General features: G+C 70.5%; 9 protein-coding genes. 3 read left to right on the top strand and 6 right to left on the bottom strand.

Annotated elements, in window-relative coordinates; all coding sequences use genetic code 11:
• On the top strand, nucleotides 1-606 hold a 606-nt coding region (locus VNT59_RS15365), incomplete at its 5' end, for a helix-hairpin-helix domain-containing protein (protein ID WP_325499602.1).
• On the opposite strand, the gene VNT59_RS15360 is transcribed toward VNT59_RS15365, so the two are convergent.
• Nucleotides 592-1,032: a YbaN family protein gene (locus VNT59_RS15360; protein ID WP_325499600.1), complete on the bottom strand. Its 441-nt coding sequence runs from the start codon at nucleotides 1,030-1,032 to the stop codon at nucleotides 592-594. The two genes, VNT59_RS15365 and VNT59_RS15360, sit on opposite strands and share 15 nt — an antisense overlap.
• Before the next feature lie 33 nt (nucleotides 1,033-1,065).
• On the opposite strand from VNT59_RS15360, the gene def reads away from it, so the two are divergent.
• Nucleotides 1,066-1,602 carry a peptide deformylase gene (gene def / locus VNT59_RS15355; RefSeq protein WP_325499598.1) on the top strand — a complete coding sequence of 179 codons (537 nt, stop codon included), beginning with the start codon at nucleotides 1,066-1,068 and terminating at the stop codon, nucleotides 1,600-1,602.
• A 19-nt stretch (nucleotides 1,603-1,621) separates the two neighbouring features.
• Here the strand turns inward: def and VNT59_RS15350 are convergent, their stop codons facing one another.
• From VNT59_RS15350 to map, 4 genes are all read right to left on the bottom strand, one after another.
• A complete protein-coding gene (locus VNT59_RS15350) occupies nucleotides 1,622-2,335 on the bottom strand; it encodes a nucleotide-binding protein (protein ID WP_325499596.1) in 714 nt (237 codons plus the stop codon).
• Between the two features lie 86 nt (nucleotides 2,336-2,421).
• A complete protein-coding gene (locus VNT59_RS15345) occupies nucleotides 2,422-3,135 on the bottom strand; it encodes a nitroreductase (protein ID WP_325499594.1) in 714 nt (237 codons plus the stop codon).
• Nucleotides 3,132-5,759 (bottom strand): [protein-PII] uridylyltransferase, encoded by a 2,628-nt coding sequence (locus VNT59_RS15340; protein WP_325499592.1) that lies wholly within the window; start codon nucleotides 5,757-5,759, stop codon nucleotides 3,132-3,134. The genes VNT59_RS15345 and VNT59_RS15340 overlap by 4 nt, the downstream gene beginning before the upstream one ends.
• Nucleotides 5,760-5,810: 51 nt before the next feature.
• Nucleotides 5,811-6,614, bottom strand: coding sequence for a type I methionyl aminopeptidase (map, locus tag VNT59_RS15335; RefSeq protein ID WP_325499590.1), 804 nt, complete (start codon nucleotides 6,612-6,614; stop codon nucleotides 5,811-5,813).
• A gap of 110 nt (nucleotides 6,615-6,724) precedes the next feature.
• On the opposite strand from map, the gene purL reads away from it, so the two are divergent.
• Nucleotides 6,725-10,795, top strand: coding sequence for a phosphoribosylformylglycinamidine synthase (gene purL / locus VNT59_RS15330; RefSeq protein WP_325499588.1), 4,071 nt, complete (start codon nucleotides 6,725-6,727; stop codon nucleotides 10,793-10,795).
• A gap of 779 nt (nucleotides 10,796-11,574) precedes the next feature.
• On the opposite strand, the gene VNT59_RS15325 is transcribed toward purL, so the two are convergent.
• Nucleotides 11,575-13,587: a U32 family peptidase gene (locus VNT59_RS15325; protein WP_325499586.1), complete on the bottom strand. Its 2,013-nt coding sequence runs from the start codon at nucleotides 13,585-13,587 to the stop codon at nucleotides 11,575-11,577.
• Nucleotides 13,588-13,725: the final 138 nt, after the last annotated feature.

Below are 13,725 nucleotides of genomic sequence, written 5' to 3'. Positions count from 1 at the left end.
AGGACGCTGCCGGACCTGTACCGGCTCGGCCTGCGCGGGCTCGTCGAGCTCGAGCGCATGGGCGAGAAATCGGCCCGGAACCTGCTCGAGGGCCTCGAGCGGTCGAAGCACACGACGCTGCAGCGCTTCCTCTACGGGCTGGGCATCCGGCACGTGGGCGAATCGACGGCGCGCGACCTCGCGCGGCATTTCGGCGGGCTCGACGCGATCATGGACGCGGACATCACCCAGCTGCTCGAGGTGCCGGACGTCGGGCCGGTGGTCGCCGAGAGCATCCACACGTTCTTCCAGCAGCCGCACAACCGCGAGGTGGTGCAGCAGCTGCGTGCCTGCGGCGTGACCTGGGAGGAGGGCGAGCCGGCGGCGCGGGCGCCGAAGCCGCTGGCCGGCAAGACCATCGTGCTGACCGGCACGCTGCCAACGCTCACGCGCGACGAGGCCAAGGACCTGCTCGAGGCGGCGGGGGCGAAGGTGGCTGGCTCCGTCAGCAAGAAGACCGACTACGTGATCGCCGGCGCCGAGGCCGGCAGCAAGCTCGACAAGGCGCGCGAGCTGGGCGTGGCCGTGCTCGACGAAGACGGGCTGCGGGCACTACTGGCCGGCTGACCCGGCCCCGGGCGGCTGCTCGGGCCGCTGCCACAGCCAGATGGCGACGGCGGCCATGACGGCGATGGCCGTGAACGGCACCCACAGCGGGCGCACGACGAGCAGCATGCTCGCGGCGCCGATGCTCATCATGATGGTCGCCCACCATTTGGCCGGGCGCCGCACCACGCCGCCGTGCCGCCATTCGCGGATCGGCGGGCCCATCCGGGGATGCTGCTCCAGCCAGTGGGCCAGCCGCGGCGAGCTCTTGGTGGCGGCCCAGGCGGCCAGCAGGATGAAGGGGACCGTGGGCATGATCGGCAGGAAGGCGCCGATCACGGCCAGCACCAGGCTCACGACCGCGACGCCCTTGAGCAGCCAGCGCATGGGGCGCGACAGTTCGGGCTCGTCGTTGTCGGGAGGGCTGGCTGGCGGCGTCACTGGCATCAGCCGATTCTGCCGTGCCGCTATGCTTGCTGCATGACTGTGCGTGAAATCCTCAAGATGGGCGATGCGCGGCTGCTGCGCGTGGCGCAGCCCGTCGCCGCCTTCGACACCGACGAGCTCCACCTGCTCGTGACCGACCTGTTCGACACCATGCGCGCGGCCAGCGGCGCCGGCCTCGCGGCGCCGCAGATCGGCGTCGACCTGCAGCTGGTGATCTTCGGCACCGACGGCCCCAACCCGCGCTATCCCGAGGCGCCGGTGGTGCCGCGCACGGTGCTGCTCAATCCAGTGATCACGCCGCTGGACGACGAGGAGGAGGAGGGCTGGGAAGGTTGCCTGTCGGTGCCGGGGCTGCGCGGGCTGGTGCCGCGCTTCAGGCGCATCCGCTATACCGGCTTCGACCAGTACGGCGATCCGATCGACCGCAGCGTCGAAGGCTTCCACGCGCGGGTGGTGCAGCACGAGTGCGACCACCTGATCGGCAAGCTGTATCCGATGCGCATGCGCGACTTCAGGCAGTTCGGGTTCACCGAGATCCTGTTTCCCGGCATGGCGGCGGCGGACGACTGAGCGGGCGGCGCCCGCCGCGTCATTTCTGCAGCGTCGCTTCCTCGACCAGCACCTTGTAGGTGTAGCCCGAGCCGAAATCCTTGTCGACCCGGACCACGCCCTTGGCGGTGACGATGTCGCCGACCTGGACCTGGTCCTTCGTCGTCACCAGCACGTCGTTGGTGTTGTCCTTGGCGGAGCCGGAGCCGTCGCGCAGGTGGATCCAGTTCTTGCCCATGATGCCGCCGTTGAACTTGACGACCTTGCCGCGGACCAGCACCGGCTTGTCCTTCAGGTCGGCCGGCCTGGCGGCGATCTCGGCGACGGTGCGCGCATTGGGCCCGGTTGCCTTGGGCACCTTGGCGTCGGGTTCGGCCGCCTTGGGCGGCATCGCATGCGGGCCGGCCGGGCCCTGGGCCACCGCCCCGGGCGCGGCGGCGCTCTTGCCGTTGCCCAGCGTTCCGAAGACGACGGTGTCGAACGTCTTCTTCAGCGCCTTGCTCTGGAAGTTGTTCATCACCATGGCGTTTTCCACCGTCACCCGGGCGCCCTTGTTGACCTTGGCGGTGGGCACCGCCGCCCAGGTCTCGCCCTGCGCCGTGCGCAGCCTGAGATAGGTGTACATCTCCACGTTCTGGACTTCCAGCACCTCGCCGGTGACGGCGAACGGCGCCGCGCCAGCCGCCGGCTTGACGTCGGCGGACCAGGCGAAGGGGGCTGCGGCCAGGAGGCAGGCCACCATCAGCTTTTTCATGATGCGGGGAACTCCGGTGAAATGGTTGAGGGCAAGCATACCGGCGGCCGGCGCCCGTCACTTGCGCAAAGTCATGGGGCGGCGGCTCAGAACCAGCTGACGGTGTCGTCCAGGGCCGCGCGCGTGGTCCGGAAGCGGTTCGCGGGGTGCGCGGGGTCTTCGTAGCCGAAGGCGATGCCGCAGATCACCTGGCGCTCGGGCGGCAGCCCGAAATGGGCGCGGATCGCCGCCGGATGCGCCGCCAGCGCAGCCTGCGCGATGCAGCCCAGCCCGGCGGCGGTGGCCGCCAACATGAAGTTGCCGACCCAGGCGCCGCAATCGATCGCGCCATACACGCCCAGCCGCTCGTGCGACGTGACGATCGCCACGTGCGGGGCCCCGAAGAATTCGAAGTTGCGCGCCGCCTGCCGCGCCGAGGCTTCGCGGTCGCCGCGCCGGATGCCGACGCTGTCGTAGAGCGCCCAGCCGCATACGCGCCGCCGCTCCAGGTAGACGCCCACGTACTCGGCCGGGAACGGGTGGTCGGGTTGGGCCGGATGCGAGGCGGCCCAGCCGGCATAAACCTGCCGGAAGCGCTCGGTCGCCGCGCCGCGCGTGACGAGCACCTGCCACGGCTGCGCGTTGCACCAGCTCGGGGTCTGCCGCGCGGCCTCCAGCACCCGGCGGATCACCGCGTCGTCGACCGGCCGCGGCAGGAAGGCCCGGCAGCTGTGGCGCCGCTCGAGCAGGCCCTGCAGCGCGGCGAGTCCGGGTGCGGGATCGTCCTGGGCCACGCGGGTCTCCTCCGGCCCGCGGCTCATGCCGCCAGCGCCTGCAGCAGTTCGGTCTCGATCTCGATCTGGCGCCGGTTGTCCTGCAGCTCCGGGCCGTCGATCAGGAACGTGTCTTCCACCCGCTCGCCCAGGGTCGACACCTTCGCCAGCTGCAGATTGAGCCGGTGGCGGGCCAGGATGCGGGCGATCGAATACAGCAGCCCGACGCGGTCGCTGGCCGAGACCGAGAGCAGCCAGCGCTGCGCCTTCTCGTCGGGCGAGAGCTGCACCCGCGGCGGCACCGGGAAGCTCTTGACGCGGCGCGAGACCCGGCCGCGGCTGGGCGCCGGCAGGGGGCCCGCTTCCTCGATCGTCTGCTGCAGCCCCGATTCCACCATGTTGATCAGCTCCCGGTTGTGGTCGGACAGCGTGGAGCTGACCACCTGGAACGTGTCCAGCGCATAGCCGTTGGTCGCGGTGTGGATCTTGGCGTCGAGGATGCTGAAGCTGGCGCGCTCGAAATAGCCGCAGATGCGGGCGAACAGGTCAGGCTGGTCCGGCGTGTAGACCAGCACCTGCAGTCCTTCGCCGATCGGCGACAGCCGCGCGCGCACCAGCACCTTGCCGCTGCCGACATAGCGCGAGACATGCCGGGTGTGCCACACGATGTCGCCGGCGTCGTGCCGCATGAAGTAGCCGACGTCAAGCGTGCTCCACAGCTTCTCGTGCGCCTGGTGCGGCAGCGCATACAGCTGCAGCTGCACCAGCGCCTCGCGCTTGCGGGCCTCCACGTCCGCGTGGGGATCCGGCGCCCGGCCGCCCAGCGTGCGCAGCGTCAGCCGGTACAGGTCCTCCAGCAGCTTGCCCTTCCAGGCGTTCCAGACCTTGGGGCCGGTGCCGCGGATGTCGGCCACCGTCAGCAGGTACAGCGCCGTCAGCGCCCGTTCGGTGCCCACCCTTCGGGCGAAGGCGGTGATGACGGCCGGGTCGCTCAGGTCCTCCTTCTGCGCGACCCGGCTCATGGTCAGGTGCTCGCGCACCAGGAACTCGATCAGCCGGGCGTCCTCGCCGGCGAAGCCGTGATCGCGGCAGAACCGGCGCACGTCCTGCGCCCCGCGCGTGGAGTGGTCGCCGCCGCGGCCTTTCGCGATGTCGTGGAACAGCGCGGCGACGTAGAGGACGTACGGCTTGTCCAGGCCGGCCGCCAGCTGCGAGCAGAACGGGTACTCGTGCGCGTGCTCGGCGATGAAGAAGCGCCGCACGTTGCGCAGCACCATCAGGATGTGCTGGTCCACGGTATAGACATGGAACAGGTCGTGCTGCATCTGGCCGACGATGCGGCGGAACACCCACAGGTAGCGCCCGAGCACCGAGGTCTGGTTCATCAGCCGCAGCGCGTGGGTGATGCCTTGCGGCTCCAGCAGCATCCGCCGGAAGGTGGCGTGGTTGACCGGGTCGTTGCGGAACTTGGCGTCCATCACCTGGCGCGCGTTGTAGAGCGCGCGCAGCGTGCGGGCCGACAGGCCCTTGGCGCCGACGGTGGTCTGGTGCACCAGGAAGGTTTCGAGGATCGCCTGCGGCTGCTTCAGGTACAGGTCGTCGCTGGCCACCTCGATCAGCCCCGCCTTGTGCGAGAAGCGCTCGTTGATCGGCTCGGGCGGCTGCTCGCCCGGATTGAGCCGCTCCTCGATGTTCAGCAGCAGGATCTGGTTGAGCTGGGAGACCGCCTTGGCCGCCCAGTAGAAGCGCTTCATCAGCGCCTCGCTGGCCCGGGCCACCACGCGGCCGCCGACGCTTTCTGTGCGGTAGCCGAACGACTCGGCCACGGCGGTCTGCAGGTCGAACACCAGCCGGTCTTCGCGGCGGCCGGCGATGACGTGCAGGCGGGCGCGGATCAGGCTCAGCAGCGCCTCGTTGCGCTTGATCTGGCGCACCTCGAAGGCGGTGGCCAGGCCCTTGCGCGCGAGCTCGTCCCAGCTGCGCCCCAGCCCCGCCGCCTTGGCGACCCACAGGATCACCTGCAGGTCGCGCAGTCCGCCCGGCGACTCCTTGCAGTTCGGCTCCAGCGCGTACGGCGTGTTCTCGAACTTGGTGTGGCGCTGGCGCATCTCCAGCGTCTTGGCGATCAGGAACGCGCGCGGATCGAGGCCGGCGCGAAAGCGCCGGTCGAACGCCTCGTACAGCCGCGCGTCGCCCATGATCAGGCGCGATTCCAGCAGCGAGGTGCGCACCGTGACATCGCGTTCCGCCACCGCCACGCATTCGGCGACCGTGCGCACGCTCGAGCCGATCTCCAGCCCGGCGTCCCAGCAGTTGCTGATGAAGGTCTCGATGCGATGCCGCAGCTCGGGCTCGCCCTGCGCCGGGCTGCCGTCGGGCATCAGCATCACCACGTCGACGTCCGAATGCGGGAACAGCTCGCCGCGCCCGTAGCCGCCGACGGCCAGCAGCGCGCAGCTGGCCGGCACCCCCGTGATGCGGCAGACGGCGCGCAGCGTCTCGTCGGTCTCGCGCGCCAGGCCCTGCAGCAGGCCGCGGATGCCGCGGGCCGAATTGCCCAGCGCCTGCAGCGAGGCGAGCAGCTCGCTCTTGCGGGCGCGGTGCGCCTCGCGCAGGGCCTGCAGGTCGGTGCGGATGTCGACCGGGAGCGTGGCGAGCGTGGCGGTCGTCATGGCGGGAGCGTCCTCAGGACCGGCGGCGCGGGTCGGCGGACGCGGCGCGGCTCATGCGTTGACGAACGGCGGCGGCGGCGGACTGCCCGCGGAGAGGGTCATGACCTCGTAGCCGGTCTCGGTCACCAGCACCGTGTGCTCCCACTGCGCCGACAGCGAATGGTCCTTGGTGACGATGGTCCAGCCGTCGTTGCCGAACTCCTTCACGTCGCGCCGGCCGGCGTTGATCATGGGCTCGATGGTGAAGGTCATGCCCGGCTTGAGCTCCTCCAGCGTGCCGGGCTTGCCGTAGTGCAGCACCTGCGGCTCCTCGTGGAAGTTGCGGCCGATGCCGTGGCCGCAGAATTCGCGCACCACCGAAAAGCCCTGGCCCTCGGCGAACTTCTGGATGGCGAAGCCGATATCGCCCAGGCGGATGCCCGGCTTCACGCGCATGATGCCGTGCCACATCGCCTCGTAGGTGATGTTGACCAGCCGCTTGGCGGCGATCGACACCTCGCCGACCATGAACATGCGGCTGGTGTCGCCGAACCAGCCGTCCTTGATGACGGTGACGTCGACGTTGACGATGTCGCCCTTCTTCAGCGGCTTCTCGTTGGGGATGCCGTGGCACACCACGTGGTTGACCGAGGTGCACAGGGAGGCCGGGTAGGGCGGATAGCCGGCCGGCTGGTAGCCCAGCGTGGCCGACACCGTGCCCTGGTTCCTCATGCATTCGGCGGCGAGCCGGTCGATCTCCCGGGTCGTGATCCCCGGCTTGATGTGCGGCGTGAGGTAGTCCAGCACCTCGGCCGCCAGCCGGCCGGCCACCCGCATCCCTTCGATCCCTGCAGCGTCTTTGTACGTGATGCTCATCGCGGCAATTATCCCAGAGGGCGGAAGGTCATGCGGCTAAAATGGCCGGCTCGGCGGACAGCCCCAGTCAGCGGCTGCCGCGCCTTCTCCCCGCTCACACAGGCCCCACAGTGACCCTGCACATCACCGCGTACGAGGGCGGCGCCGCCCTCAGCGATTTCCGAGTCCAGCAACTGCTGCCGCGCCTGCAGGCCGTGCAGGCCCGCATCGCCGGCCTGAGCGCCCGCTTCGTGCATTTGGTGGCCGCCGATCATGTGCCGGCAGCGGCGGAACGGGAGCGGCTGGCCGCGCTGCTGACCTACGGCGAGCCGTGGCGCGGTGCGCCGGCGTCCACGGTGCTGGTGGTGACGCCGCGCTTCGGGACCGTGTCGCCGTGGGCCTCCAAGGCCACCGACATCGCGCACAACTGCGGCCTGGCGGTGCGCCGCATCGAGCGGATCACCGAGTACCACCTCACGCTGAAGACCGGCCTGCTCGGCGGTTCGACCCCGCTGTCGGCCGACGAGCTGGGCGCGGTCGCGGGCTTGCTGCACGATCGCATGACCGAGAGCGTGATGACCGAGCGGGCCGCGGCCGAGGCCCTCTTCAACGAGCTGGCGCCGGCGCCGATGGAGCATGTCGACGTGCTCGCCGGCGGCCGGGCGGCGCTCGAACAGGCGAACACCCGGTTCGGGCTGGCCCTGGCCGACGACGAGATCGACTACCTGGTGCGCGCGTTCCAGGGCCTGGGCCGCAACCCGACCGACGTCGAGCTGATGATGTTCGCGCAGGCCAACAGCGAGCACTGCCGGCACAAGATCTTCAACGCCGACTTCACCATCGACGGCGTGCCGCAGGAGCGCAGCCTGTTCGGCATGATCCGCCACACCCACCAGGCCAGTCCGCAGCACACCGTGGTGGCTTATTCCGACAACGCCTCGGTGATCGAAGGCGGGCCGGTGGAGCACTTCGTCGCCCGCCCGGACACTTCCTGGCGCTACGGCAAGGAAGAGGCCCTGCACCACGTGCTGATGAAGGTGGAGACGCACAACCACCCGACCGCGATCTCGCCCTTTCCCGGGGCATCGACCGGCGCCGGCGGCGAGATCCGCGACGAAGGGGCGACCGGCCGCGGCTCGCGCCCGAAGGCCGGCCTGACCGGATTCACGGTCTCGCGGCTGTGGGGCGGCACCCTGGGGCGGCCGGCGCACATCGCCAGCCCCCTGCAGATCATGATCGAGGGGCCGCTGGGCGGCGCCGCCTTCAACAACGAGTTCGGCCGGCCCAACCTGCTGGGCTACTTCCGCGAGTACGAGCAGCCGATCCGCTCGCAGGTGGCGGGCGAGGCCGGCGAGCGCACCGAATGGCGCGGCTATCACAAGCCGATCATGATCGCGGGCGGCCTGGGCTCGATCGCGGCGGAGCAGACGTCGAAGATCCAGTTTCCGCCCGGCACCCTGCTGGTGCAGCTGGGCGGACCGGGCATGCGCATCGGCATGGGCGGCGGCGCGGCCAGCTCGATGGCCACCGGCGCGAATGCGGCTGAACTCGACTTCGACTCGGTGCAGCGCGGCAACCCCGAGATCGAGCGCCGGGCGCAGGAGGTCATCAACCACTGCTGGGCGCAGGGCGCGGGCAACCCGATCCTGGCGATCCATGACGTGGGCGCCGGCGGCCTGTCCAACGCCTTTCCGGAACTGACCAACGACGCCGGCCGCGGCGCGCGCTTCGACCTGCGCCGCATCCCGGTGGAGGAGTCCGGCCTGGCGCCCAAGGAAATCTGGTGCAACGAGAGCCAGGAGCGCTACGTGCTGGCGATCGCGCCGCACGCGCTGCCGCAGTTCCAGGCCTTTTGCGAACGCGAGCGCTGCCCGTTCGCGGTGGTGGGCGTGGCGACCGCGGAGCGCCAGCTGGTGGTCGGCGCTGTGCAGCTGCCCTTGCCCGGGGTCGCCGCCGGGCAGGGCGGCGCCGGCGCCGCGATGGCTGGACCCGGGGCGCTGCCGGTCGACATGCCGATGAACGTGCTGCTGGGCAAGCCGCCCAAGATGCACCGCGACGTCAAGAGCGTGCAGCGGCGGTTCGCGCCGCTGGATCTCACCGGCGTCAGCCTGCAGGACGCCGCGCTCAAGGTGCTGAGCCACCCGACGGTCGCGTCCAAGCGCTTCCTGATCACGATCGGCGACCGCACCGTCGGCGGCCGCTCGCACCGCGACCAGATGGTCGGGCCGTGGCAGGTGCCGGTGGCCGACTGCGCCGTGACGCTGGCCGACTATCGCGGCTTCGCGGGCGAGGCGATGAGCATGGGCGAGCGCACGCCGCTGGCGGCGCTCGACGCGCCGGCGTCGGGCCGCATGGCGGTCGCCGAGGCGATCACCAACCTGCTGGCCGCGCCGATCGAGCTGGCGCGGGTCAAGCTGTCCGCCAACTGGATGGCGGCCTGCGGTGACCCCGGCGAGGACGCGGCCCTGTACGAGACGGTCCGCGCGGTCGGCATGGAACTGTGCCCGGCGCTCGGCGTCTCGATCCCGGTCGGCAAGGACAGCCTGTCGATGCGCACGCAGTGGAGCGAGGACGGCCGGCAGCACCGGGTCAGCTCGCCGGTCAGCCTGATCGTCAGCGCGTTCGCGACCTTGGCCGACGTGCGCGGCACGCTGACGCCGCAGCTGGACGCCACCCGTGACACGACGCTGGTGCTGGTCGACCTGGGCCGGGGCCGGCGCCGCATGGGCGGCAGCATCCTGGCGCAGGCGCTGGAACAAAGCGGCGACACGGTGCCCGATCTCGACGATCCGCAGGATCTGGTGCGGCTGGTCGACGCCGTCAACGAACTGCGCTCGCAGGGCCGCCTCCTGGCGTACCACGACCGCAGCGACGGCGGCCTGTTCGCCGCCGCCTGCGAGATGGCCTTCGCCGGCCAGGTCGGCGTCGCCTTGAACGTCGACCTGCTGGTGACCGATGGCGACGGCATCGCCGACAGCCGCGCCGAATACGGCGACGCCAAGAACTGGGCCGGCCAGATCGGACCCCGGCGCGAGGAACTCACGCTGCAGGCCCTGTTCAACGAGGAACTGGGCGTGCTGCTGCAGGTGCCCACCGACGCCCGCAACGAAGTGATGCAGGTGCTGCGCCGGCACGGCCTGTCCAGGCACAGCCATTTCGTCGGCAGCACGCGGCCCGAGTCGTCCGCGATCGCCGTCGGCAAGGGCGAGATCCAGGTGTGGCGCGACACCAAGGCGGTGTTCTCGGCCAAGCTGGCGGACCTGCACCAGGTGTGGGACAGCGTGAGCTGGAAGATCTGCCGCGAGCGCGACAACCCGGCCTGCGCCGACCAGGAGCATGCGGCGGCCGGCGATCCGACCGACCCGGGCCTGCAGCTGGTGGTGCCCCCGGCGCTGCAGCAGGCGCTCGCGGCGCCCGCCGCCCCGGCGCTCAACCTGGCCCGGCCCAAGGTGGCGATCCTGCGCGAGCAGGGCGTCAACTCCCATGTGGAGATGGCGTACTGCTTCACCGAGGCCGGATTCGACGCCTACGACGTGCACATGACCGACCTGATGGCGGGCCGCAGCCAGCTCCAGGACTTCCAGGGATTCGTCGCCTGCGGCGGGTTCAGCTACGGCGACACGCTGGGCGCCGGCATCGGCTGGGCGCGCAGCATCACCTTCCATCCGGAACTGGCCGACCAGTTCAAGGCGTTCTTCGCCCGCCAGGACAGCTTCGCCCTGGGCGTGTGCAACGGTTGCCAGATGCTGGCCGAACTCGCCGACATCATTCCCGGCGCGCAGCACTGGCCGCGCTTCACGACCAACCGCAGCGAGCGCTACGAGGCCCGCCTGTCGCAGGTGGAGGTGCTCGACTCGCCCAGCCTGTTCTTCGCCGGGATGGCCGGCGCGCGGCTGCCGATCGCCGTGGCGCACGGCGAGGGCTTCGCCAATTTCGCGCATCGCGGCGACCAGTCGCAGGTGATCGCGGCGATGCGCTTCACCGACCACGCGGGGCAGGCGACGGAACGCTACCCGCTCAATCCGAACGGCAGTCCCGGCGGCCTGACGGCGGTGACGACGGCCGATGGCCGTTTCACGGCCATGATGCCGCACCCCGAGCGGGTGTTCCGCAACGTCCAGATGTCCTGGACCAGCGGCCACCAGAGCGAGTTCAGCCCCTGGATGCAGCTCTGGCGCAATGCCAGGAAGTGGGTGGGCTGAGGCTCAGCGCGAACGAAGCCGCGGACCGCGCACTGCCCACGCCGCATGCCGCACCGCGCACCGCGCACCGCGCCAGGCGGTGCTCGGCGCGGCCTCATGGTTCCGCGGTTGACGCTGACGCGCCAACTTCCCGTCACCTCCGCAGTCTTGCGGCCCGGCGCGGAACTCGCTGCGCGCTTGCAGGCAAGCGCTCCGCTCAAACAACCGCGCCGAGCATGAAACAAGGGCCGCAAGACCGCTCGGCCCCGGCGCTCCACAAATCGGCCCCGCCGGGCGCCGCCTGGCGCGGCAAGGGGGTGTTGCGTCGCTCCACCTGCAAACCAAGGCGGCCACGCGAATGCGTCACAGACCGAGGTGACATAGTGGCTTGCACGTCGAGGGCGTTTTTCTGCAGCTCGAAGGCTCCTTGATGTGTGCCGGCGCTGCGGACCGTCTTTGCCGCGGCAGGCGCTGTCCGGCGCGGCCGATTTGTGCAGCGCCGGCGGCGAGCGCTCTTGCGGCCTTCCTTTCATGCTCGGCGCAGTTGTTCGAGCGCAGCGCTTGCCTGCAAGCGCGAAGCGAGTTCTGCGCCGGGCCGCGAGAGCGCGGAGGCGTCGGGAAGTTCGCGCGTCAGCGCGGACCGCGGAACCATGAGGTCACGCCGGGCAGCGCCTGCTGCGGCGCGCGGTCGTGGAGAAGGAACCGCGGAACCATGAGGCCCTGCCGGGCAGCACCTGCCGCGGCGCGCGGGCGTGGCGTCGGAGAGCGAGGCGACGCGAGATGTCGAACCGGCGCGACCGTCAGGCGGCCGACCGCGCCGGCCGCGTCCGGTAGAACTGCATCGGCACTTCGAGCGCTTCCCGCGCCCGCTGCTGCAGCACGGACTTCTTCATCTTGCCGACGACGTGCATTTCGCACGGCTTGCAGTCGAAGCGCAGGGTGAGCTTCTCGCTGCCGTTGATCAGCTGGAGCGGCTCGGCCCGGATCGTGCCCTTGACGCCGACGACGCCCTTGGCCTGCTTGGGGCACAGGCTCATCGACCAGCGCACGCAGTGCTTGGTGATCATCAGGCTCACCTCGCCTTCCTCTTCCTGGCTCTCGTAGGCGGCGGCGATCACCTGCACGCCGTGCTTCGCGTAGAAATCGCGGGCCTTGTGGTTGAAGACGTTGGCCAGGTAGCTGAGGGTGTCTTCTGGGTAGGGGACCGGCGGCTCGACGGCGCGCGCCCGCTGCGGCCGCCGGTAGCCGCTGCGGCGCGCCTCTTCCAGCGCCGCCACCGCGTCGCGGCGCAGCTGGTTGACCAGCGAAGCCGGCACGAACCACGGTTGCGCCAGCTGCAGGCGCACCTCCAGCGGTTCGAAGATGGTGGCGCCGAAGCGCCCCAGATGCTCGCGCAGCGCGGCTTCGCCGCGCGCCGCGTCGCGCGAAGGCTGCTTCTCGCACGCCGCGCCGGCCGTGGCCGTGAAGCCGTCCTCGTCGGTCAGATGCAAGCCGAACCCTTCCGCCGTTTCGGCCAGCGTCGCCCACACGCCGATGCGGCGATCGCTGGACTTCTTCTCCAGCGTGCGCACCCAGTCCATGTCGCGGTTGCGGTTCAGGCGCGTGCCCTTGCGCAGGTCGCGCATGCCGGCGATCGGGTCCTTGGGGAAGACGCGCCACCGGTTGGCGGCGGCCGGCGCACCCGCCGCGCGCTCGGCGCGGTTGATCGCCACCCCGACCAGTTCCTGCTGCAGGTCGAAGTAGCACAGGCCGTCGCCGTTGTGCAGCACCGCCTGCGCATCGTCCAGTTCCAGCTCGATCGCCTCGGCTGCCACCGCGGTCACCCAGCCGATGGCCTGGCCCGGATTTTTCGGCGAGTCGAAGGCGCCGATGTCGTCCCGCCGGCCATTGACGAAATAGTCGGTGAACTCGCGGTTGAAGTTCTGGTTGGGATCGGGCGTGAAGGTGAAGCTGGTGCGGCCGCTGGAGGCGCGCGCCAGCGGGAAGTCCGAGCCCTCGCGCGACTCGATCAGTTCGTCCAGCAGCTTGCGGTAATGGGCCGTGATGTTCTTCACGTAGCCCATGTCCTTGTAGCGGCCCTCGATCTTGAAGCTGCGCACGCCGGCGTCGACCAGCGCCGCCAGGTTGGCGCTCTGGTTGTTGTCCTTCATCGACAGCACATGCTTGTCGTGCGCGACGAAGCGTCCCTGGCTGTCGACCACGTGATACGGCAGGCGGCAGGCCTGCGAGCAGTCGCCGCGGTTGGCGCTGCGGCCGGTGTGGGCGTGGCTGATGTAGCACTGCCCGCTGTAGGCGACGCACAGGGCGCCGTGGACGAAGAACTCCAGCTGGCAGCGCTCGGCGTCCAGCGCACCGTGGATCTCGCGGATCTGCTCCAGCGTGAGCTCGCGGGCCAGCACGATCTGCGAGAAGCCGACGTCCTGCAGGAACTTCGCCTTCTCGACGGTGCGGATGTCGGTCTGGGTGCTGGCATGGAGCTGGATCGGCGGCAGCTCGATCTCGAGCAGCCCCATGTCCTGGATGATCAGCACGTCGGCGCCGGCGTGGTACACGTCCCAGGCCATGCGGCGCGCATCCTCCAGCTCGTCGTCGCGCAGGATCGTGTTGTGCGTCACGAAGATGCGGGCGCCGAAGCGATGGGCATGGCGCGCCAGCCGCTCGATGTCGCGCACGCTGTTGCCCGCGGACGCGCGGGCGCCGAACGCCGGGCCGCCGATGTAGACGGCGTCGGCGCCGTGGTTGATCGCCTCGATGCCGATGTCGGCATCGCGAGCCGGGGCAAGCAGCTCGAGCTGGTGGTACTGCAGGGACATGGGGGGAGGGCGCGGGCGCGGCGCTGCGGAGAAGCCGGCCATTCTAGCCAGCGGCCAGCGCCGGCGCAGCCCGTCCCGGCGAAGCCCGACTGCGTGCGGGTTCGACCCGATTCGGCGGCGTCGCGCGGCGGATTCAAT

The organism is Ramlibacter sp., from assembly GCF_035554825.1.
Taxonomy (GTDB): domain Bacteria; phylum Pseudomonadota; class Gammaproteobacteria; order Burkholderiales; family Burkholderiaceae_C; genus Ramlibacter.
The sequence above is the reverse complement of the archived record's forward strand: the minus strand, read 5'-3'. Positions and strand labels throughout refer to the sequence as shown.

What these genes read in the sequence shown, in the direction of transcription:
- VNT59_RS15360 (WP_325499600.1), bottom strand. Translation starts at nt 1,032, where the DNA reads ATGCCAGTGACGCCGCCAGCCAGCCCTCCCGACAACGACGAGCCCGAA.
- def (WP_325499598.1), top strand. Translation starts at nt 1,066, where the DNA reads ATGACTGTGCGTGAAATCCTCAAGATGGGCGATGCGCGGCTGCTGCGC.
- VNT59_RS15350 (WP_325499596.1), bottom strand. Translation starts at nt 2,335, where the DNA reads ATGAAAAAGCTGATGGTGGCCTGCCTCCTGGCCGCAGCCCCCTTCGCC.
- VNT59_RS15345 (WP_325499594.1), bottom strand. Translation starts at nt 3,135, where the DNA reads ATGAGCCGCGGGCCGGAGGAGACCCGCGTGGCCCAGGACGATCCCGCA.
- VNT59_RS15340 (WP_325499592.1), bottom strand. Translation starts at nt 5,759, where the DNA reads ATGACGACCGCCACGCTCGCCACGCTCCCGGTCGACATCCGCACCGAC.
- map (WP_325499590.1), bottom strand. Translation starts at nt 6,614, where the DNA reads ATGAGCATCACGTACAAAGACGCTGCAGGGATCGAAGGGATGCGGGTG.
- VNT59_RS15325 (WP_325499586.1), bottom strand. Translation starts at nt 13,587, where the DNA reads ATGTCCCTGCAGTACCACCAGCTCGAGCTGCTTGCCCCGGCTCGCGAT.